Annotated in this window: 16 protein-coding genes; 9 read left to right on the top strand and 7 right to left on the bottom strand. The window is 55.0% G+C overall.

Going from position 1 to position 19,825, the window contains the following annotated elements; all coding sequences use genetic code 11:
* The first annotated feature begins 443 nt into the window (after positions 1-443).
* Entirely contained in the window at positions 444-1,169 is a 726-nt protein-coding gene (locus BIS10_RS10405) for a ZIP family metal transporter (protein WP_253505055.1), read from the top strand.
* A 170-nt stretch (positions 1,170-1,339) separates the two neighbouring features.
* Here the strand turns inward: BIS10_RS10405 and BIS10_RS10400 are convergent, their stop codons facing one another.
* The 5 genes from BIS10_RS10400 to BIS10_RS10380 all read right to left on the bottom strand — a co-directional run bounded on the left by BIS10_RS10400 (position 1,340) and on the right by BIS10_RS10380 (position 7,836).
* Positions 1,340-2,833: an MFS transporter gene (locus tag BIS10_RS10400; protein WP_083023295.1), complete on the bottom strand. Its 1,494-nt coding sequence runs from the start codon at positions 2,831-2,833 to the stop codon at positions 1,340-1,342.
* A 40-nt stretch (positions 2,834-2,873) separates the two neighbouring features.
* On the bottom strand, positions 2,874-3,332 hold the full coding sequence (locus tag BIS10_RS10395) for a universal stress protein (protein WP_083023294.1): 459 nt from the start codon (positions 3,330-3,332) through the stop codon (positions 2,874-2,876).
* Between the two features lie 92 nt (positions 3,333-3,424).
* On the bottom strand, positions 3,425-5,017 hold the full coding sequence (locus tag BIS10_RS10390) for an antiporter (RefSeq protein WP_253505052.1): 1,593 nt from the start codon (positions 5,015-5,017) through the stop codon (positions 3,425-3,427).
* 252 nt (positions 5,018-5,269) lie between these two features.
* The gene (gene narL, locus BIS10_RS10385) at positions 5,270-5,938 is read right to left on the bottom strand and encodes a two-component system response regulator NarL (RefSeq protein ID WP_083023291.1); all 669 of its coding nucleotides are present in this window, start codon (positions 5,936-5,938) and stop codon (positions 5,270-5,272) included.
* Positions 5,938-7,836, bottom strand: a complete 1,899-nt coding sequence (locus BIS10_RS10380; protein ID WP_083023289.1) for a type IV pili methyl-accepting chemotaxis transducer N-terminal domain-containing protein — start codon at positions 7,834-7,836, stop codon at positions 5,938-5,940. Before BIS10_RS10380 ends, narL begins: the two co-directional genes overlap by 1 nt.
* A 176-nt stretch (positions 7,837-8,012) precedes the next feature.
* Here BIS10_RS10380 and BIS10_RS10375 point away from each other — a divergent pair, with 176 nt between their 5' ends.
* From BIS10_RS10375 to BIS10_RS10365, 3 genes are all read left to right on the top strand, one after another.
* Complete coding sequence (locus BIS10_RS10375; RefSeq protein ID WP_253505049.1) at positions 8,013-8,582, top strand: hypothetical protein; 570 nt, start codon at positions 8,013-8,015, stop codon at positions 8,580-8,582.
* A 70-nt stretch (positions 8,583-8,652) separates the two neighbouring features.
* On the top strand, positions 8,653-9,045 hold the full coding sequence (locus BIS10_RS10370; RefSeq protein WP_083023288.1) for a ribonucleotide reductase subunit alpha: 393 nt from the start codon (positions 8,653-8,655) through the stop codon (positions 9,043-9,045).
* 11 nt (positions 9,046-9,056) lie between these two features.
* Positions 9,057-9,443 carry a SirB2 family protein gene (locus BIS10_RS10365; RefSeq protein WP_253505046.1) on the top strand — a complete coding sequence of 129 codons (387 nt, stop codon included), beginning with the start codon at positions 9,057-9,059 and terminating at the stop codon, positions 9,441-9,443.
* 82 nt (positions 9,444-9,525) lie between these two features.
* On the opposite strand, the gene hmpA is transcribed toward BIS10_RS10365, so the two are convergent.
* Complete coding sequence (gene hmpA, locus BIS10_RS10360; protein ID WP_253505043.1) at positions 9,526-10,698, bottom strand: NO-inducible flavohemoprotein; 1,173 nt, start codon at positions 10,696-10,698, stop codon at positions 9,526-9,528.
* A gap of 157 nt (positions 10,699-10,855) precedes the next feature.
* On the opposite strand from hmpA, the gene BIS10_RS10355 reads away from it, so the two are divergent.
* The gene (locus BIS10_RS10355; protein WP_253505041.1) at positions 10,856-12,067 is read left to right on the top strand and encodes an NnrS family protein; all 1,212 of its coding nucleotides are present in this window, start codon (positions 10,856-10,858) and stop codon (positions 12,065-12,067) included.
* A 6-nt stretch (positions 12,068-12,073) separates the two neighbouring features.
* On the opposite strand, the gene BIS10_RS10350 is transcribed toward BIS10_RS10355, so the two are convergent.
* Positions 12,074-12,520: an Rrf2 family transcriptional regulator gene (locus BIS10_RS10350; RefSeq protein WP_083023284.1), complete on the bottom strand. Its 447-nt coding sequence runs from the start codon at positions 12,518-12,520 to the stop codon at positions 12,074-12,076.
* A gap of 312 nt (positions 12,521-12,832) precedes the next feature.
* On the opposite strand from BIS10_RS10350, the gene BIS10_RS10345 reads away from it, so the two are divergent.
* From BIS10_RS10345 to narI, 4 genes are read left to right on the top strand one after another with little or no spacing between them, the layout of a single operon-like run.
* Positions 12,833-16,615: a nitrate reductase subunit alpha gene (locus BIS10_RS10345; protein ID WP_253505038.1), complete on the top strand. Its 3,783-nt coding sequence runs from the start codon at positions 12,833-12,835 to the stop codon at positions 16,613-16,615.
* Complete coding sequence (gene narH / locus BIS10_RS10340) at positions 16,612-18,174, top strand: nitrate reductase subunit beta (protein WP_008958048.1); 1,563 nt, start codon at positions 16,612-16,614, stop codon at positions 18,172-18,174. The genes BIS10_RS10345 and narH overlap by 4 nt, the downstream gene beginning before the upstream one ends.
* Positions 18,167-18,967 (top strand): nitrate reductase molybdenum cofactor assembly chaperone, encoded by an 801-nt coding sequence (narJ, locus tag BIS10_RS10335; protein WP_008958047.1) that lies wholly within the window; start codon positions 18,167-18,169, stop codon positions 18,965-18,967. The genes narH and narJ overlap by 8 nt, the downstream gene beginning before the upstream one ends.
* Before the next feature lie 13 nt (positions 18,968-18,980).
* On the top strand, positions 18,981-19,673 hold the full coding sequence (gene narI / locus BIS10_RS10330) for a respiratory nitrate reductase subunit gamma (protein ID WP_008958046.1): 693 nt from the start codon (positions 18,981-18,983) through the stop codon (positions 19,671-19,673).
* Positions 19,674-19,825: the final 152 nt, after the last annotated feature.

Below are 19,825 nucleotides of genomic sequence, written 5' to 3'. Positions count from 1 at the left end.
TGGCACTGTCTGGGTGAATGGCGATAATGGCTATATTGCCATGCAGGTCAGTGGGTTAGAAGTGCTTCCGGGGGCCGGTCTCACGGATTCAGGTTAAAGGTAAAGTTCCCCCCCCCCCTATGCTCCTGACTTCAAAGTCTTAAGCTATTAATGACGTTGAATTTGCTGGAGAGACTAAGCAGTATTTCAAAAAAATATCGCATTGAGCGTGAAAATGTTACCAGCCGCATAGGTAAGTTGGCCTTCTTATCAGCAGTTAAAAAAGCTACAGCAGGAGCCCTAGCCGCGTCTCTCACACGGTGATGTTAGATAATAATTTTTAAAAAAAATTAAATGGACAGCTTTGTTAATCGCTACTGAAAGCAAGATTCCTTAATCTAAAGTTGGAGAGTTCTCATGTGCAACAAGGGCAGTTCTTTAGCCTTTTAATATAAGATTTGCTTATGTGGTTCCAGATATTTTTCATAGTGGGGTTGGCTATCGTCCACCTCGTTGCGGGCAACATCCGCTTTCTCCAAGCTTGGCCACGCAGTGCCTGGCTCTCATTTGCCGGTGGCATATCTGTTTCGTATGTGTTTGTGCATGTCTTTCCTGAACTTGAGGAAGCACAGGAAGCCATTGGTGGACAGGGTGCTGTGGCTTTTTTAGAGCACCACGCTTATTTGATAGCTCTAGTGGGCCTGACCTTATTCTATGGGCTTGAACATTGGGTCTCGCAGAATAAGATGCAGATTGGCTCACCTGATAGCGAGACTTACCCCCACTCGGGCAAGCGTATGTTCTGGTTGCACATCGGAACATTTGCCCTCTATAACGCTTTGGTCGGCTATCTTTTGGTCTATCGAGAGACGTCGTTGCATGAATTGGCCTTATATTCCTTGGCTATGGCCTTCCACTTCCTCGTCAATGATTACGGGTTAGTGGCCCGTCATCGTGACGTTTATCTACGCAAGGGACGTTGGGTTTTAGCGTTAGCCGTCATCATTGGCTGGTGTGCTGGACAATGGATAGAAGTGGAAGAGGCGGCGACGAGCATGTTGTTCGCGTTCTTGGCAGGAGGTGTAGTGCTTAATGTGCTCAAGGAGGAGCTTCCAGAGGAACGGCAGAGTCGGCTATGGCCTTTTATGCTAGGGACGGTCCTTTACTCTTCACTCTTGCTAGTGATTTAAGGGGAGCTTTATTCCGAGAAGGCACTTATGGTAACGCAGTTTTCTGCCGCTGGCTCATGCCTGGGCAACAGTGGTCGAGAAGTGGAATCAAAAAAGCCTACCCGAACCTAGAGGGGGACGGGTAGGAATAGGGGATAGGGAATCCTTACTTATCTAGGGCGTGGGGACTTTCAGAGTTTGGCATCCTGCAAGTATTGCTCTTCAATGGCACGGTCAACCGACGAGACGTAGTACTCATCATCGAAAGCACCTTCCGGCTCTTTGAGCCATACCAGGCAAATCACCCAGCTGATGAATGCGCCGGTGGCGATGATGTAGAAGAACTGCGTGGGTGTGACAAAGGTATAGATGGTTAAGTAAACCACCGCGCCAACGTTCCCGTAGGCGCCTGCCATACCGGAGATCTGCCCGGTGATGCGGCGCTTGATGGAGGGAATAATCCCAAAGGTTGCCCCTTCGGCGCCCTGTACGAAAATCGAGGTGCCAATAGTGACGAGAATCGCTAAAAATAGCGGCCAACTAGAGTTAAGCATCGCCATTAGCAAGAACCCAACGCTAATGCCAAACATGTAGCAAAGCATCACGAAGCGCCGGTTGCCCATGCGGTCAGACACCATGCCACCCATGGGGCGGGCCACCAGATTGACGAAAGCGAATGATGCCGCGATCAGGCCAGCTGTGGCGGCATTCAACCCCCAGGTCTCCTCAAAGAACATGGGCAGCATCGATACCACCGCCAGCTCAGCGCCGAAGTTTGCAAAATAAGTGCTGTTAAGCGCGGCTACACTGTTGAACGAGTACTTGTCGTCCTCAGGCACCCCCTTGCGTAGAATCGGCAGGTTGACCCGCAGGATCTGAATGATCTGATACATAACAATCGCCACGATGACTAGGTAGGCGATGACCGCGCCAGAGACGGATAAATAGCCCATAGACTGGATGCGCCAGACCAGGAAGGCGAGTACACCGACCAATGGGATTGTCCAGATGATCAGCTTGATCATATCGCCCCAGGAGCTCACTTCCATGGCGGCGGTCTTGCGTGGCTTGCGGTGGGCCTGGGCATCCGGCCCATCGGTAATCGCGAACCAGTAGTAAACACCGTAAGCGGCCATAACAATAGCGCTCTGGGCGATTGCCCAGCGCCAGCCATCGGGACCGCCATACATGCTTAGAGCGATAGTCGGCAGTGACATGGCTGCCACGGCGGAACCGAAGTTACCCCAGCCAGCATAGAAGCCTTCGGCAAAGCCAATGTCCTTGGGCTTAAACCATAGCGCTGTCATGTGGATACCAACTACGAAGCTGGCGCCAATAGAGCTTAACACTAGGCGTGCCACCAGTAATTGCGTCATCGTATTACCGAAAGCAAATGCCAGCGCAGGGATCGACATACTGACCATCAGTACCGAGAACACCCGGCGTGGACCAAAGCGGTCCAACGCCATGCCTACGATAATACGAGCGGGAATCGTTAAGGCGACGTTGCAGATCGCAAATAGCTTGAGGTCGTCTGTAGTTAGCCAATCAACGCTTTTGAGCATGCTCGATGCAAGCGGCGCCATGTTGAACCAGACATAGAAGGTAATAAAGAAAGCAATCCAGGTCAGGTGCAAGGCCCGGATTTCAGGGCTGCGAAACTTGAATACAGCGGAAACTTTCATGGTCGTATCGTCCTGTGTCCCAAATGTGGTTAGAGGCTGATTAAGGGCTGGGTAGGATCAACAAGGGACACTCGGCGCGCCGGGCCAGGAATGAGCTGACGCTGCCGAAAGTCATGTAGTCGAGTTCATCGACGAAATAAGTCAACGATTTGGCGATGATGCCGCCGTCCGGTTGATGGCTATGGCGAGCAATGACCAGTAGATCTGGCGAGAGTTTGCGAGTGGCCTGCAGTAACATCTTGCGCGCATCCCCTTCGGCTAGAAGCTGCTCGGCTTGGAAGCCCTCGCCGATGGCGAGTGCCACACCCTCTTGAAGGTGCCGTTTAACCTCATCGTGCTCCTGCTGAAAAAGCGCCTCGTTGTTATCGGTAGCGTCGAGTGGATTCTCCACCACGCCGACCAGTACCAGCAGAGGTTGGTTACAGCGGAACATATTGACGACCTGAGCTAGAGCCAGCTTGGCGTTTCGCGAACCGTCATAGGCAATCATGATTTTCATGGTGTCCTCCCACAGTGGGGTATGGGATGAAGACCCGGAGCTTGGCTCCGGGCGTAAAGAAGCAAGCCCTATTTAGGGGTTCTTAACTTAGATCAGGGGTTCCTAACGTAGGCACCTGTGCGTAGGTAGAACCACCAGTTGATGACCAGGCAGATGGCGTAGAAGACCGCAAAGCCGTACATGGCAAGTTCCGGTGTGCCGGCCTGGATTTGCTCGCCCATTACCCGCGGGGCGATGAAGGCGCCATAGGCAGCGACGGCAGAGGTCCAGCCTAGTACCGGGCCTTTCTGCTGCTGATCGAAAATCACGCCGATGCTGCGGAAAGTAGAGCCATTGCCGATACCACTGGCGGCGAATAACACGATGAAGAGCAGCAGGAATAGCCAAAAGTATTGGTTCGGGTCGGTGGCGTTATAGGCCTGCATCATCACGTAGCCGGTGGCGATAGAGGCGACCACCATGACCGCAGAGATGATTTGGGTGACGATGGAGCCGCCCACTTTATCGGAGATCCAGCCACCCAATGGGCGGATGAGGGCGCCCACGAAGGGGCCTATCCAAGCCCAGGTCAACGCGCTGGGTGCTTCGGGGTTGACCACGCGAATCAGCGTGCCATCGGCTGTCGCCTCCATCATGTTGCCGAAAATGACATTGATGGAAAGCGGCAGAGCCGCAGAGAAGCCGATAAAGGAGCCGAAGGTTAGAATGTAGAGGATGGTCATTGACCAAGTGTGCTTATTGGAAAATATTGCGAACTGCTTCTGAATATTAGGCTTGATGTCGCCAGGAATCAGGCGCAACAATACAAGGGTCAGAACGATAGTTAGCGGCAGGGCAATCCACATATTAAGCCAGCCGAGTGCCAACATACCGACGATGGCGGTCACCAGGCCTACGCCGTAGAGGCCTAATATTTTGCTGAAAGCCGCCAGCGGCGAACCAGGGTTGGGCGTAATAGTGCGTAGATTGTTCATGCCGAACCAACCGGCGAACGCTAGCGGGATCAGAAACACGAGCCAGATGAAGCCCGCATTCTGTATCCAGGTATCGGTACCTGCTTCGATTCGGCCGATCAACGTACCGCTAGCGCTTTGCAATTCCATTGGCGATCCGGCCATAGCGCCGAAAATGCCGACGGTCATTACCAGCGGGATGACAATCTGCATGGTGGTGACGCCGAAATTGCCGAGGCCCGCATTCATACCCAGGGCGTAACCTTGCTGCTTGCTGGGATAGAAGGTAGAAATGTTGCTCATCGAGCAAGCGAAGTTTCCACCGCCGATACCGGAAAGTAGTGCCAACGCCTGGAAAACCCAAAACGGCGTGCCTGGGTTCATCAAGGCGATACCAGTTCCGGCCGCAGGGATCATCAACAGCGCGGTGGTCAGGAAGATGGTGTTCCGCCCGCCAGCGATGCGGATCATGAACGATGCTGGGATGCGCAGTGTGGCACCCGCTAGACCGGCAAGCGCCGTCAGGGAAAATAGCTGGTTAACCGTGAATGGAAAACCTAGGTTCTGCATCTGGGTGGTGATCATTCCCCACATCATCCAGACAGCAAAGCCCATCAGCAGGCTGGGAATGGATATCCATAGGTTGCGATTGGCGACCTGTTTGCCTTCCTGCTCCCAAAACTGGGCGTCTTCGACATCCCACTTCTCAATGTCGGCGTTTCTCTTGCTCATGGCGATTTCCCCTTGGCGTCAAACCTGTCTGCATGTAGCAGTCTGCATGTAGCAGTTAGAGGGCAAGATACGCTTGCAAAGGGGATTGGGAAACTAAGGGAAATGACCTATAAATCAGCGACATACCTCTTGAGAGGTAGTCGCTGAAAAGCCAAGTACCATTGATTTTAAAGAGAAAAAATCGAGAGGGGGTAAAGGTGGGTGAGAGCAAAAGTACTCTGGGAGTCTTTGGAGGTAACCACACAGAATCGACTAGTGATCGATACCTTCTTGAACTGCCCAGACGGCGGCTTCAACACGTGAACGCAAGTTGAGCTTTTTGAGCAGGTGCTTGACGTGAACCTTGACCGTGCCTTCGGTAATATCCAGCTTGCGCGCAATGAGCTTGTTGGAGAGGCCGCCAGCAAGCTGCTGCAGTATCTCGCGTTCACGCTGCGTTAGGCTGTGAATATCCGGGGTGGTGGGCGCATTACGCTGATTACGCAGGGCTTCAGCGAGTAGGGCGGTCAGGCTTTCGCTGATGACCATGCGGCCTAGCGCAGCCTGACGCAGCTGGCGAACCATGTCTTCAGGCTCCATATCCTTTAGCAGGTATCCATCGGCACCGTTGCGCAGCGCCGCGACCACATCATCCTCATGATCGGAAACAGTGAACATCACCACTCGGCCGCTATAATTGGCTTCCCGCAAGCGGCGCAAGGCTTCTAAGCCATTAACGCCCGGCATGTTTAAATCAAGTAAAACCAGGTCAGGCTCAAGTTTGAGGGCCAGTGCAATGCCTTCTTCTGGGTCGCCCGTCTCGCCAACCAATTCAAGATCGTCTTCTAGTTCAAGCAGCTGTATTACGCCACGCCGTAGTAGTGGGTGGTCGTCAATAATCATCAGACTGGCGGGTGTATCATTGGCAGTGGTCAGCGTCATTAAGAAGTCCCTGTACCTAAGTGAGAGTCGGGGGCAGCCGTAACAGGTTGCTGCTGAATTAAGCGAGCGGTCAACGGAGTGAAGAGTATCTCAATACCAGTACCTCCTGCGGGGCGGTTGGCGATGATCAACTCCCCGTTCAGCGTGTTGGCCCGATCACGTATGATCACCAAACCGTAGTGCATCGGCGGCGAACTATCGTCTACCAGGCCGATGCCGTCATCCTCAATGCGAACCAGCAATTGAGCATCGGCGAAGCGCACCGTCACGGCAGCCCAGTGGGCTTGGGCATGTTTATGAGTATTGGCCAGTGCTTCACGAATGATCTGCAGCACGTGAATTTCTTCGTTGGGGTTAAGTAGGTAAGGCGGCACATCGTAATCAAGGTTGACCGTTACCCCCATACGCTGGCTGAACTCCTCGACGGTCTGGCGCAAGGCAAATTGCAGCCCCGGCCCCTCAAGTTTGAGCCGGAACGTGGTGAGTAGCTCACGCAGTTGACGATAAGCACTGTTTAAACCGGTACGTAGCTCGTCGAATACCGCAGACTGCGCCTCTCGGGTGGCTTCTTTCTGCTGCATGCGCTCGAGTCGGGCGACCTGCATCTTGAGATAAGAGAGTGATTGCGCTAGAGAGTCGTGCAGTTCGCGCGCAATAGTGGTTCGCTCGTTGATCAGCGTGACGTGTTGCTGCTCCTCGATACGCCGCTGCAGGTACACCGCCGTGGCTAGCTGGTCGGCTAACATGGTAAGCAGGCGACGGGTGCTATCGTTGAGCCGCTCCTGGGGATACCACACTTCCAGTGTGCCGAGCAGCGTATCGCCTACGCTGATAGGTAACAGTAAACACTGCGACTGGTTCTTGGCCACCAACTCCAGGGGGCGAGGATCAATCAAGCAGGCGTGGCATTCCTGGTCGCGACAATACTCAGGCCGGGTGCGCGAGTGAGTTTCCAGTACCGGCATTTCCCGTTGGTCAAAAGGGTCGTTTAGCGAAAGACGTATCGGCCCAATGTTCAACAGCTTTTCCAGTTCACGCAGCATGGGAGCGGCGCTAGAGCAAAGGTCGTTACCGCCGCCATACAGCGAACGGCTGGCATCGTGCATCACCTGCAGCGCCTGATTATTGCGTTCAAGCTCTTGTTTCTTGCGCGATACGGTGTCTTCCAACGCGGCGTAGCTGGTCGCCAACTCGGCAGACATCTTGTTAAAGGTGTGGCCCAGCAAGGCCAGCTCGTCATTGCCACGCAGTTCTGAGCGCGGCTTAAAATTACGATGTGCTGCCTCGCGGGCAAGCACCATCAGTTGACGCAAAGGCACTACCAGATTGTAGCGAACATCGTAGAGAGCGATTGCGACTACAATAGCGATCAGCACTAAAAAGAGGACTTGCATCATGCCAAGCAGGCGCACCTTGGCCTCAGTGCTCTGTTCCAGGTAGGTCACTAGCACTTCGATGTCATTGACCATTGCAACGATCATCATTTCCAGCGTATCCAGGTCAAGCGCTGTAGCGGAGGACGGTATTTCTAGTGCCGGGCGAAGCGTGTGCTGCCAGTAGGTCTGGAGTTTCTCCAGTTGACGGCGGCGCTCGTGGCGGTCATCAGTTGGGATGGTTTGCTGTAAGGTTGTGCCATTCAAACGCTGATCAAAGCTCGCCACCAAGCTGGCTAGTTGCTCTTCGCTGGTTTCCTCGGGGGCATACTCCAGGCGCTGTAAGGCCCCCATGATCTGATAAGCATTCATGCGTAATGAGCCGGCGACATTAATCGCGGCAGCGTCACCACGGCTGCTGTTAGACATTGCAATGGTCAGGGTGATGCTGATGAGTGCCATACCGCTAATGGCGAGCAGCGACGCAATAATGCGAGCCACCAGGGAACGTTGAAGTAATTTCATAGTAGTTCCGATAGCGCGGAAGAGGTAAGGGAGTGTGGCGCTGTCTGCATCTTGATACGAGGGCTATCCCTTTAGGGTTAGCTGAACTACCTCTGATGCTTTTTGACCTACACCCGGTATTTACAGACAATTCTTACATGTCTGCTGATGTCTTCATACCCTCGCCGGGAAACGCTATGCCTTCACCCGTTCCACCTCCGATGCTGGAGACATCAACACAGCCAGTCAATGGCTATCAGCTGCTGGTCGCCATGCTGCTCATGCCGCTGGCAAGCTCCCTGGCGGTGGCTAGCTGGACACTCTACACCTTGCTCGCGATTCATCCCGTTTATGGGTTGCTGCCGCTGGGTAGTGGCCTTCTGTTGGCGTGGCCGACATGGTGTCTGGCTCGTCGAAGTTGCACGTGCAGCTTGATGCAGTGGCTGCTGTTGGGACTGGCACTAGCCTTGGGCTGGTTCGGGGTGGCGAACCAGCCGTGGGAATTTCTGATGGTGGGAATTGGGCTTGGGCTAGGAGGCGCGATGATTGCCACTGGTATTGCCCACGCCAAAGGCTGGATGCTTAGTCGTTGGGTGCATATTTGTGTGGGACTTTGTCTGGCCTTAGCGGCAGGGGTAGGGCTTTCCTTGCGGATGGCGCCCTTGGTCGTTCAAGCCTATGGTTGGCGCGCAGCGCCATTCAGTCTGCTGATCCCACTGTTCATGATAATGCTGTTGCTATGGCTTTTTGTAGAGTCACCCGAGTAACGCCACCTACTAGTCTTACCTGCTCATTCTTACCTATTGATTCTTAATTACTAGCGATAAGGCCAATTTTATGACTATAGCAACGTTTGCCGATTTACTGCAGGAAGCGCGTAAACAACCTAAGCCCCAGCGGCTGCTGTTTGTGTTCGTTCGCGCAGAACTGCCCGATTTCCCTGATGCCGAGCAGCGCCGTCGCTTTGAACAGGGAGAAGGAGGCGTGTTGGTGCCTGTGATATGTGTAGATAAGTCGACGGAGGAACTGAGCAGCATGGCGGCGTTGGTCGAGGAGTCTCGCCGTACCGAAATCGAATGGGATCTAGTCTTCACTGCGGCAATGGACGATCCAGAAGATGACACCGAAGTTGAACGGCAGCTCCAGCGCATGATGGAGTCGCTGCAAATGGGTAATATCACCGCCTTCCTCGCCTTCAATCATCACGGTGATGCGGTTAACGTTGGCTAGGGGTGGCTACTATGGAGCACTATTTTCTCATCAAGCACCTGCACATGACGGCCGCTGCGCTGAGTATTACGCTTTTCGTGGTCCGCGCCTGGTGGTCGGTGCGGGAAAGCCCCCACCTTAACGCCCGCTGGATCAAGGTGCTGCCCCATCTCATCGACACGGCCTTGCTGGGGCTGGGGGTGACCTTGATGGTGTTGCTTTCCGTGTGGCCCTGGCAGCTTCCTTGGCTTGGCGCCAAACTGCTGGCGCTGCTGGCCTATATTGGCGTTGGCTCCATCGTGATTAAACGCGGGCCAACGCCCAAGGCGCGCGCCATAGCCGCCGTTGTGGCGGTGGCCATCTTCGCCTACATGTTGGGGGCCGCTATTCGCCACAGCCCTTTATCCTGGTTAGCATGAGTCTTGGGCAATTTCGTCCTTTGTTGCCTCATGAGAGAATTACAAAAACGTTAAACCATAAACTCTAATCAGAGGGCAGATGTCAGGCTGCTTCGAGAGGGCGCGAGGGGCCAAAGTGCTCGAAGTGTCGGCGATCCTCGTCGACACCCAGTTCAGACAAAGCGCTGTTAATCGCCGTCATAAATCCTTGAGGGCCCACGAAATAACAGCGTGTCTTAAGGTCTGGCAGGTAGTGAGCTAATAAGCTGCGGTCGATACGACCAATATGTTCGGCTTCGTTACCACGCTCATGAATACGGACAGCCTTAAGATGTTGAGGATACTCGCTCTTCAGCGCCTCTAATTCGCCTTTAAAGGCCTGGTGGTCGGCATCCAGGGCAGCGTGTAGATAGATGACTTGCCGCCCAAGGGATAAGGCATGGCGCGCCATGGGAAGCAGGGGCGTTTGACCAACGCCGCCGCTGGCAAGCAGCAGAGGCTCGTCACCTTCAATCAGCGTCAGATCACCTGCTGGCGGTAACAGTTCCAAGATATCGCCTGGTTGTAAGACATCATGGAAATGACGACTGACTTGGCCCTGTTCTTCACGTTTGATCGAGATTCGATAGCTTTTGCCATTCGGCGTGTCTGAGAGGCTGTAATGCCGATAAACCAGCTCGCCATTAATGGTTAGACGTACACCGATATACTGACCTGGCTCATGGTCAGCCACACGGCCTCCATCCTCGGGCTCAAGGATAAAAGAGCGAATTAAAGCACTTTCCTGCTGGGTACTGGCAATCTTGAAACGGCGTGTGCCGCGCCATCCGCCCGGGCGCTGCTCAAACTCACGGTAGCGCTGGTCTTCGAGGTCGATTAACAGAGCGGCAAGCTCGTTATATAGAGCGCCCCAGGCATCGGCGATTTCCGAGGTGACTGCTTCACCCAGTACTTCACCAATCGCCGCCAGCAAACATTCACCGACGATGGGGTACTGCTCGGGAAGAATGCCTAGCGAGACATGTTTACTGACCACAATATCCAGCGTGGCGCGCGCCTGAGCTGGGTTGCTGCGTAGTTGAACATAGGCCAACACGGCGTTGGCCAAGGCTCGGGGCTGCCCACCGCTTTGCTGATGAACCTCATTAAAGAGCGGTTTGACCTCTGGGTAGCGGGTAAACATCAGCGGATAGAAGCGCTGGGTAATCGCATTCAGATGTTCGGCCACGACGGGAGCTGTCGCGTTGATCAGTTTTTCCTGCTCATGTGTTAGCACTGTTAATCCCTCGCTTATTAAGAAGTATTTAAAATGAATCTTAATGCTGCGGATCTATAAATGCTAGTCATAAGATGTATTTTTGATGCATGTCATGGTCTTTGTTGATAGCTAGGCGCACAATTATATTTCCAAGTAATTTAGTCGGGATCATGCCATGCCAATGACCACTTCATCCCAACCTGCTTCTAAACCTGAACATCTGCCATTAATGCGCCTGGCTTTTAGGCCTTTCTTTCTGTTGGCCGCGCTGTTTAGTGTGGCGTCCCTATTGGTGTGGTTGGGCTTCTGGCATGGCACTATTTTGCTGCGCCCTTATGGCGGCTTGGTGTTCTGGCATCAGCATGAAATGTTGTTTGGTTTTGCTGCGGCAGTGGTAGCGGGGTTTTTACTAACTGCTGTGCGTAACTGGACTGGGTTGCCGAGCTTAAGCGGCGTGCCGCTACTGGGTCTGGTGGTGTTATGGCTATTGGGTAGGGTGCTGATGGCTTTTCCTATGGGTTTGCCGGGATGGCTGCTGCTGGCGGTTGATCTTGTGTTTCTGCCGGTGGTCGCCATTGTTATGGCACGTATGGTTATCACTGCAAAGCGGTGGCGCAACTTGATCTTTATACCTGTGCTGCTGCTATTTGCCACGGCTAATCTGGCGATGCACTTAGGGGTGATGCAGGGTGACGCCGAGCTTATCCGCCAAGCCGCCTACTTAGCCGTGCTGTTAATCACACTGATGATGACAGTCGTTGGCGGACGCGTGATTGGCATGTTTACTGCGAACCGTTTGGGACGCACCAAACCTGACCCTATTCCTTTACTTGAAGGAGTGACGTTGGCTAGCACGGCAGGCGTTGTCATCCTGCAGTTGGTCATCATGCTGGGGGTTGCCATTCCTGCGTCATTAATCGGCGGGATGATGCTCTTAGCGGCGTTGGCCAATACTGTTCGCATGGCGCGCTGGGGTGGGCTGCACAGCTGGCGCGAACCTTTACTTTGGGGACTCCACGGCAGCTACGCCTGCATCCCGCTAGGGCTAATTATGTGGGTCTTGGCACTAATGGGGCTGATACGTACAGAGCTTGCTATACATGCCCTGACCATAGGTGGCATGGGTGCCATGATGCTGGCCATGATGGCCAGGGTTTCGCTAGGTCATACGGGCCGCCCCGTACGCACCCTGCCCGGTATGGGTGTGGCGCTGGGCTTCATGCTAATAGCCGCCTTGGTGCGCTCACCCGTCTTGGCGATATTTCCCCAGATTACCCACTGGACCTACACGCTAAGCATCATCTTCTGGTGTGTAGCCTACGCAATATTCCTAGTGCATTACACTTGGCCGTTAATGCAGGCGCGAGTCGACGGGCAGGATGGCTAGTGAGTGCTAAGCGGTGACAGTAGGAATGCGCATAAGTTGCGCCAGTTGAGAGCGTTGATTGCCCAGGAGGTCGGCCAACGTATAGTGGTCGAGCACACCTAGAAATGCTAACAGTGCATCATTAAGAATCGGTTGAAGGCGACATGCCGGCGTAATGATGCAGGCGTTGTCGCTATGAAAGCACTCCACTAACGCCATGTCGTTTTCCATCTCGCGTACTAGCTCGCCTAACCCAATGGTTACAGGATCACGTGTCAGCAGTAGGCCTCCATTCTTGCCACGAATAGCGGTAACGTAGTTCTTTTGACTCAGCTCCTGAACGATTTTCATCAAATGATTGCGTGAGATATTAAACGTCTCGGCAATTTCATTAATCGTAGAGCGCTCCTCCCCCTTGGTAGCAAGAAAGATCAGTACGCGTATCGAATAATCGGTGAATCGGGTGAGATGCATGGAGTGCGTTTTGCTCCGAGAGTAATCCAGCTATAAAAAGTATGTTGTATGAATGTTCAGCGAGTTGCAATGTAAACGTGATTGAAGGCCTGCGAGCCTATCCTGCCTTGCTACAGCAAGCAGTCGCGCACGGTGTAATTTCAATAGCGCCCACCGTCTATTCCTTTCCGTTGGACGCTCTATCACCTTGGGGGTAGACAGGGTGTATATGGAGGTAATCACGCAGTAATTCGCTTGTCGATCACGCAGAATCCACTCCATGGAACCCGCACTGACGGGTATGCAAATTTCCGAGGAGCCTGGAGATCGACCATGAGTCACTTCATAGATCGGCTGAATTTCTTCCGCAAGTCCCGCGAGCCTTTTGCCAACGAACACGGTGAACTACGCAGCGAATCCCGCCAGTGGGAAGATAGTTACCGTGCCCGCTGGCAACACGACAAGGTAGTGCGTAGCACCCACGGGGTGAACTGTACCGGCTCCTGTAGCTGGAAGATCTACGTTAAGAACGGTTTAGTCACCTGGGAAACCCAGCAAACTGACTACCCCCGTACCCGTCCCGACCTACCTAACCATGAACCGCGTGGCTGCCCGCGCGGTGCCAGCTACTCCTGGTATCTGTACAGCGCCAATCGCCTGAAGTATCCATTAGTGCGCAAGCCGCTACTTGCGCTATGGCGCGAAGCGCTCAAGGCTAACCCAGACCCAGTCGACGCCTGGGCGTCTATTGTCGAAGACCCCGCCAAGACCAAACAGTACAAACGTGCTCGCGGTATGGGCGGCTTCGTTCGCGGTAACTGGGATGAGCTTAACGAGCTTGTCGCGGCCTCTAACGTTTATACCGCCAAGCAGTACGGCCCCGACCGGATCATTGGCTTCTCACCAATTCCGGCCATGTCGATGGTCAGCTACGCCGCGGGTAGCCGCTACCTGTCGCTGATCGGCGGCGTCTGCATGAGCTTCTACGACTGGTATTGTGACCTGCCGCCAGCCTCGCCGATGACCTGGGGAGAGCAGACCGACGTACCTGAATCCGCTGATTGGTATAACTCCGGCTACATTATTGCCTGGGGCTCCAACGTGCCTCAGACGCGTACCCCGGATGCCCACTTCTTTACCGAAGTACGCTACAAGGGCACCAAGACGGTCTCGATCACTCCGGATTATGCCGAAGTCTCCAAGCTGACCGACGAGTGGCTGTCCGCCAAACAGGGCACCGATGCCGCCCTGGCGATGGCCATGGGGCACGTCATCCTCAAAGAGTTCCACCTGGAGAACCCCAGCGCCTACTTCACCGACTACGTGCGCCGCTATACCGACATGCCGTTTTTGGTTGAGTTGGAGGCGCGCGAAGACGGCAGCTTTGCGCCTGGCCGCCAACTGCGTGCCAGTGATTTCGACACCGCGCTGGGCCAAGAAAACAACCCCGAGTGGAAAACCGTGGCCTGGGACGAAACCCGTGACCAACTGGTGGTGCCGCGCGGTTCCATCGGTTTTCGCTGGGGCGAAACCGGCGATGAAGTGGGCAAATGGAACCTGGAATCGCTGGATGCCGCAGGCACCGAAATCAAGCCGTTACTGAGTTTGGTCAACCACCACGACAGCGTCGCGCGCGTGGCATTCCCTTACTTCGGTGGCATCGAGCACGAGCACTTTGAGCACGTCAAAGGAGCAGGCGTCGGTGCTGCTGATGACCTGCTGTTCCACAATTTGCCCGCCAAACGCTTGAAGAGAGCCGATGGTAGCGACATGCTGGCGGTCACCGTTTTTGATCTGATGTGTGCCAACTACGGTATCGACCGTGGCTTTGTCGGCGACGGCGAAGATGATGGTGCAACCTCGTTTGATCAGATTCGCCCCTATACCCCCGCGTGGCAGGAGAAAATCACCGGTGTCTCGGCAGAGCAGTGCACTCGTATTGCCCGGGAGTTTGCCGACAACGCCCATAAAACCAACGGCCGTAGCATGATCATCGTCGGTGCCGGTATGAACCACTGGTACCACATGGACATGAACTACCGCGGCCTGATTAACATGTTGGTCATGTGTGGTTGTATCGGTCAGAGCGGTGGTGGTTGGGCTCACTATGTGGGTCAGGAGAAATTGCGCCCGCAGACGGGCTGGACCCCGCTAGCCTTTGGCCTTGATTGGCAGCGTCCGCCACGTCATATGAACTCCACCTCGTTCTTCTATAACCACTCCTCCCAGTGGCGCTACGAGAAGCTTGAGATTAAAGAAATTCTTTCGCCGTTGGCCAAGGCCGAGGATTACCCCGGTAGCCTGATTGACTTTAACGTGCGTGCTGAGCGCATGGGCTGGCTGCCGTCAGCACCTCAACTGGGTATGAATCCGCTGCGTCTGGCGAAAAAAGCCAAAGACGCGGGTATGTCGACTGCCGACTATGCCGTTGCGCAGCTCAAAAGCGGTGAACTGCGCTTTGCAGCGGAAGATCCGGATGCGCCAGAGAACTTCCCGCGCAATATGTTCATCTGGCGCTCCAACCTGCTGGGTAGCTCCGGTAAGGGCCATGAGTACATGCTCAAGTACCTGCTGGGTACTCGTCACGGTATTCAGGGCAAAGACCTGGGCGACTTCGGTGGCCAGAAGCCCGAAGAAGTCGTATGGCGTGACGAGGCGCCGGAAGGCAAGATCGACCTGCTGGTGACGCTGGATTTCCGCATGTCCACCACCTGCCTCTACTCGGATATCGTGCTACCTACGGCGACCTGGTATGAGAAGGACGACCTTAACACTTCTGACATGCACCCCTTTATTCACCCCTTGACTGCCGCCACCGACCCGGCCTGGGAATCGCGCAGCGACTGGGATATTTACAAGGGTATTGCCAAGGCATTTTCCAAGGTGTGTGTAGGCCACCTGGGCGCAGAGACCGATCTGGTCACGCTGCCGATGCAGCACGACTCGCCAGGAGAGTTGGCCCAGCCGGCGGTGATGGATTGGAAGAAGGGCGAATGCGCGCCGATTCCCGGCAAGACCATGCCAGCGCTGATTGAGGTCAAGCGTAACTATCCCGAAACCTATGAGCGTTTCACCTCCGTTGGGCCGCTGCTGGAAAGCATCGGTAACGGTGGCAAGGGCATCGCCTGGAATACCGATGCAGAAGTCGAGCTGCTGGGCAAACTCAACCATCGCAAGCTGGATGGCCCGCATAAAGGCCGCCCATTGATCGACAGCGCTATCGATGCCGCCGAGATGATTCTCACCCTGGCACCGGAAACCAACGGCGCCGTAGCAGTAAAAGCGTGGGATGCACTCTCCAAGATTACCGGGCGTGACCATACTCACCTGGCAACGCCTAAGCATGAAGAAAAAATTCGCTTTCGCGATATTGTCGCCCAGCCGCGCAAAATCATCTCCAGCCCGACCTGGTCTGGTCTCGAGGATGAGCATGTCTCTTATAACGCCGGTTATACCAACGTTCACGAGCTGATCCCATGGCGCACTGTGAGTGGTCGTCAGCAGTTCTATCAGGATCATGCCTGGATGCGCGCGTTCGGCGAAAGCCTGCTGGTCTATCGACCGCCCATCGATACCAAAGCGGCCAAAGGCTTCCAGCTTCCCGCCGACAACGGCTTCAAGAGCAAGGCGCTGAACTTCCTCACGCCGCACCAGAAGTGGGGCATCCACTCCACTTACTCCGACAATCTGCTGATGCTGACGCTCAACCGCGGTGGCCCTGTCGTGTGGCTCTCCGAGGCGGATGCAGCCGAGATCGAGATCGAGGATAACGACTGGATCGAGGTCTACAACGCCAACGGCTCGATTGCCGCGCGGGCCGTGGTCAGCCAGCGGGTCAAGGCGGGCATGGTGATGATGTACCACGCCCAGGAGCGCAACGTGAACGTCCCTGGCTCTGAGGTCACCGGCACGCGGGGCGGTATTCACAACTCGGTCACCCGTGTCTGCCCCAAGCCAACCCATATGATCGGCGGCTACGCGCAGCTCTCTTACAGTTTTAATTATTACGGCACCGTCGGCTCAAATCGCGATGAGTTCGTGTTAGTGCGCAAGATGAAACACGTTGACTGGCTGGATGGTGAAGGCAATGACAGCGTTCAGGAGGCCGTGAAATGAAAATTCGTTCCCAGGTAGGCATGGTTCTCAACCTTGATAAGTGTATCGGTTGCCACACCTGTTCGGTGACCTGCAAAAATGTCTGGACCAGTCGCGAAGGCATGGAGTACGCCTGGTTCAACAATGTCGAGACCAAGCCCGGTATCGGCTACCCCAAAGAGTGGGAGAACCAGGCCAAGTGGAAGGGCGGCTGGATGCGCCGTAACGACGGCCGGATTGAACCGCGTATTGGTGGCAAATGGCGGGTGCTGGCGAATATCTTCGCCAACCCCGACCTGCCTGAAATGGATGACTACTATGAGCCGTTCACTTTCGACTATCAACACCTGCATACCGCCAAGATCGGCGAGCACCAGCCGGTGGCACGTCCGCGCTCGCTGATTTCCGGTCAGCGTATGAGAAAGATCGAATGGGGCCCAAACTGGGAAGAGATTCTCGGCACCGAGTTCGCCAAGCGGCGCAAAGACGCCAACTTCGACAAGGTGCAGGCAGATATCTACGGCCAGTTTGAAAACACCTTCATGATGTACCTGCCGCGCCTGTGCGAGCACTGCTTGAACCCCACCTGCGTAGCCAGCTGCCCGAGCGGTGCCATCTACAAGCGCGAAGAGGACGGCATCGTTCTAATTGACCAGGACAAGTGCCGTGGCTGGCGGATGTGTATCTCCGGCTGCCCCTACAAAAAGATCTACTACAACTGGAAAAGTGGTAAGTCCGAAAAATGCATCTTCTGCTACCCGCGTATCGAGGCCGGTCAGCCGACTATTTGCTCCGAGACCTGTGTGGGCCGCATTCGCTATCTCGGCGTGCTGCTATATGACGCCGACCGCATTGAAGAGGTGGCAAGTTCTCCCGACGAGCGTGACCTCTACCATCGCCAGCGCGAGATCTTCCTTGATCCCAACGATCCGGAAGTGATTGCCCAGGCCAAGCGGGATGGCATTCAAGACAACGTCATCAAAGCCGCCCAGGCCTCACCGGTTTACAAGATGGCGATCGACTGGGGATTGGCGCTGCCGCTGCACCCAGAATACCGCACGCTGCCGATGGTGTGGTACGTACCGCCGCTGTCGCCGATTCAATCTGCCGCTGAAGCAGGGCATGTGGAATTCGACGGCATCCTGCCCAAAATTGAATCGCTGCGTATTCCAGTGAAGTACCTAGCCAACCTGCTAACTGCTGGCGAAGAGGAGCCCGTGGTGCTGGCACTCAAGCGCTTAATGGCGATGCGTGTCTATATGCGCAGTAAGCATGTGGATGGCGTTCCTAATGCCGAGGTACTCGACGCCGTCGGGCTGAGCGTGGCCCAAGTAGAGGAGATGTACCGCTACCTGGCCATTGCCAACTACGAGGATCGTTTCGTGATCCCCACCAGCCATCGAGAAATGGCCACCGAAGCCTTCCCTGAACGGGGAGGATGCGGCTTTACCTTTGGTGATGGTTGCCACGGTGAGAGCCAGCCCAACCTGTTCAATGGCCGAAAGCAGACCAGCGTGTTGGTGAAGCCGGTAGAGGTCTTCGACCCGCAGCCACAACTTGAGGAGTCTCGTCATGACTGAAGCCGCTACCCAATCGCCGACCCCGGTAGAGCCGTCGTTCGAACCGCTACAGGGTATGCGTAGCCTACGCGTACTGGCCCGCCTGCTCGATTACCCGACCCAGGAACTGCAGGATGCCTGTGGCGAGCTTATCGAAATCCTCAATGCCGAGCGCCGCCTGGGGGCGGCTCTCAAGTCGTCATTAATGGAGTGGTGTCAGCGACTTAACGATGGCGACTTGCTTGAGCTGCAGGCCGAGTATGTCGCCATGTTCGATAAGGGGCGCGCTACGTCGCTGCTGCTATTTGAACACGTGCACGGCGAGTCCCGTGACCGTGGTCAGGCCATGGTGGATCTTATGGCTGAGTACAGCGCGGCCGGGTTCGAGTTGGATGCCCGTGAACTGCCCGATCATCTACCGGTGTTTCTTGAATACCTGTCGCTGTGCGACGAAGCCGAGATAGGCCGCTGGCTGGGCGAAATACGCCATATCCTGGCACTACTGACCGCACGACTGGAGGAGCGGGGAGCGGATTACGCCCTGGTACCGATGTCACTGTTGGCGTTAATTGGGGCAGAGGGTGATGTCGAAGAGCATCGGCCCCAGGTCAAAAAAGAAGCGCCTGATAACACCCCCGAAGCATTGGACGCCGTATGGGAAGAAGAAGCGGTGCGCTTCTCGGCCACTTCTGACGAAGACTGCGCGCTGCAGTCCGCCGAAGGCCGCCGTCTTGCCGAGCGCAAGAATACCGTTAAGAGCGAGGCCGTTCGCATTATGAGCGCCACCTCACCAACCTCTTCTGCCAATCGTTAATAGGAGAACCGCTATGTACGACGCGATTGAGCACTATTTCACCCATCTGATCTACGGTTACTACCCCTACCTGGCCGGTACGGTGTTCTTGGTCGGTAGTCTCATGCGTTACGACCAAGGTCAGTTCACCTGGAAGACTGGCTCCAGCCAAATGCTGTCCTCAAAAAACATGCGCCTGGCCAGCAACCTGTTCCATATCGGGATTATCGTTATCTTCTTCGGTCATTTGGTGGGCATGCTCACGCCGCACTGGGTCTACGCGCCTTTCCTACATGCTGGCACTAAGCAGTTGATTGCCATTGTGGTCGGCGGTATCGCCGGTGCCATGTGCGTGGTGGGCGGCGCCATGTTGCTCTATCGGCGTGTGGTCAATCCACGCGTAAAGGCGTCGTCGAGCATGATGGATACCTTGATCCTGGGTTTAATCGTTTTACAGGCGTGCCTGGGTATGGTGACCATCATCTTCTCGCTAGGCCATATGGACGGTGAAATGATGCTGACGCTCTCCAGCTGGGCACAGTCGATAGTCTTCTTTAGCGGCGGTGCGGCGGATTACATGCAGGAAGTGTCGTGGATCTACAAACTGCATATCTTTATCGGCCTAACCATCATCCTGCTGTTCCCCTTCTCGCGCTTGGTGCATGTGTGGAGCGTACCGTTTGGCTATGTGACCCGGCGGTATCAGCTTGTCCGCCGTCGCGCCTAAACACTTACTGTGCTTGCCTAGGCCTAGAGGAGAAATAACATGCAGATGATTGATATCGAACAACTACCAGGAGGTGTCGCTCCGCCTCCGGTACGTGTCGGCGACGCCAGTATCGATGAAGCAACGATTGCGTTAGAGATGCAGTACCACCC

This window comes from Halomonas sp. 707B3 (assembly GCF_024158645.1).
Lineage (GTDB): Bacteria > Pseudomonadota > Gammaproteobacteria > Pseudomonadales > Halomonadaceae > Vreelandella > Vreelandella lionensis.
This window is presented reverse-complemented; position numbering and strand designations above follow the sequence as displayed.

Bases quoted from the DNA above. Each gene is read 5' to 3' on its own strand.
- BIS10_RS10405 (WP_253505055.1), top strand. From the start codon at position 444: ATGTGGTTCCAGATATTTTTCATAGTGGGGTTGGCTATCGTCCACCTC.
- BIS10_RS10400 (WP_083023295.1), bottom strand. From the start codon at position 2,833: ATGAAAGTTTCCGCTGTATTCAAGTTTCGCAGCCCTGAAATCCGGGCC.
- BIS10_RS10395 (WP_083023294.1), bottom strand. From the start codon at position 3,332: ATGAAAATCATGATTGCCTATGACGGTTCGCGAAACGCCAAGCTGGCT.
- BIS10_RS10390 (WP_253505052.1), bottom strand. From the start codon at position 5,017: ATGAGCAAGAGAAACGCCGACATTGAGAAGTGGGATGTCGAAGACGCC.
- narL (WP_083023291.1), bottom strand. From the start codon at position 5,938: ATGACGCTGACCACTGCCAATGATACACCCGCCAGTCTGATGATTATT.
- BIS10_RS10380 (WP_083023289.1), bottom strand. From the start codon at position 7,836: ATGAAATTACTTCAACGTTCCCTGGTGGCTCGCATTATTGCGTCGCTG.
- BIS10_RS10375 (WP_253505049.1), top strand. From the start codon at position 8,013: ATGCCTTCACCCGTTCCACCTCCGATGCTGGAGACATCAACACAGCCA.
- BIS10_RS10370 (WP_083023288.1), top strand. From the start codon at position 8,653: ATGACTATAGCAACGTTTGCCGATTTACTGCAGGAAGCGCGTAAACAA.
- BIS10_RS10365 (WP_253505046.1), top strand. From the start codon at position 9,057: ATGGAGCACTATTTTCTCATCAAGCACCTGCACATGACGGCCGCTGCG.
- BIS10_RS10355 (WP_253505041.1), top strand. From the start codon at position 10,856: ATGCCAATGACCACTTCATCCCAACCTGCTTCTAAACCTGAACATCTG.
- BIS10_RS10350 (WP_083023284.1), bottom strand. From the start codon at position 12,520: ATGCATCTCACCCGATTCACCGATTATTCGATACGCGTACTGATCTTT.
- BIS10_RS10345 (WP_253505038.1), top strand. From the start codon at position 12,833: ATGAGTCACTTCATAGATCGGCTGAATTTCTTCCGCAAGTCCCGCGAG.
- narH (WP_008958048.1), top strand. From the start codon at position 16,612: ATGAAAATTCGTTCCCAGGTAGGCATGGTTCTCAACCTTGATAAGTGT.
- narJ (WP_008958047.1), top strand. From the start codon at position 18,167: ATGACTGAAGCCGCTACCCAATCGCCGACCCCGGTAGAGCCGTCGTTC.
- narI (WP_008958046.1), top strand. From the start codon at position 18,981: ATGTACGACGCGATTGAGCACTATTTCACCCATCTGATCTACGGTTAC.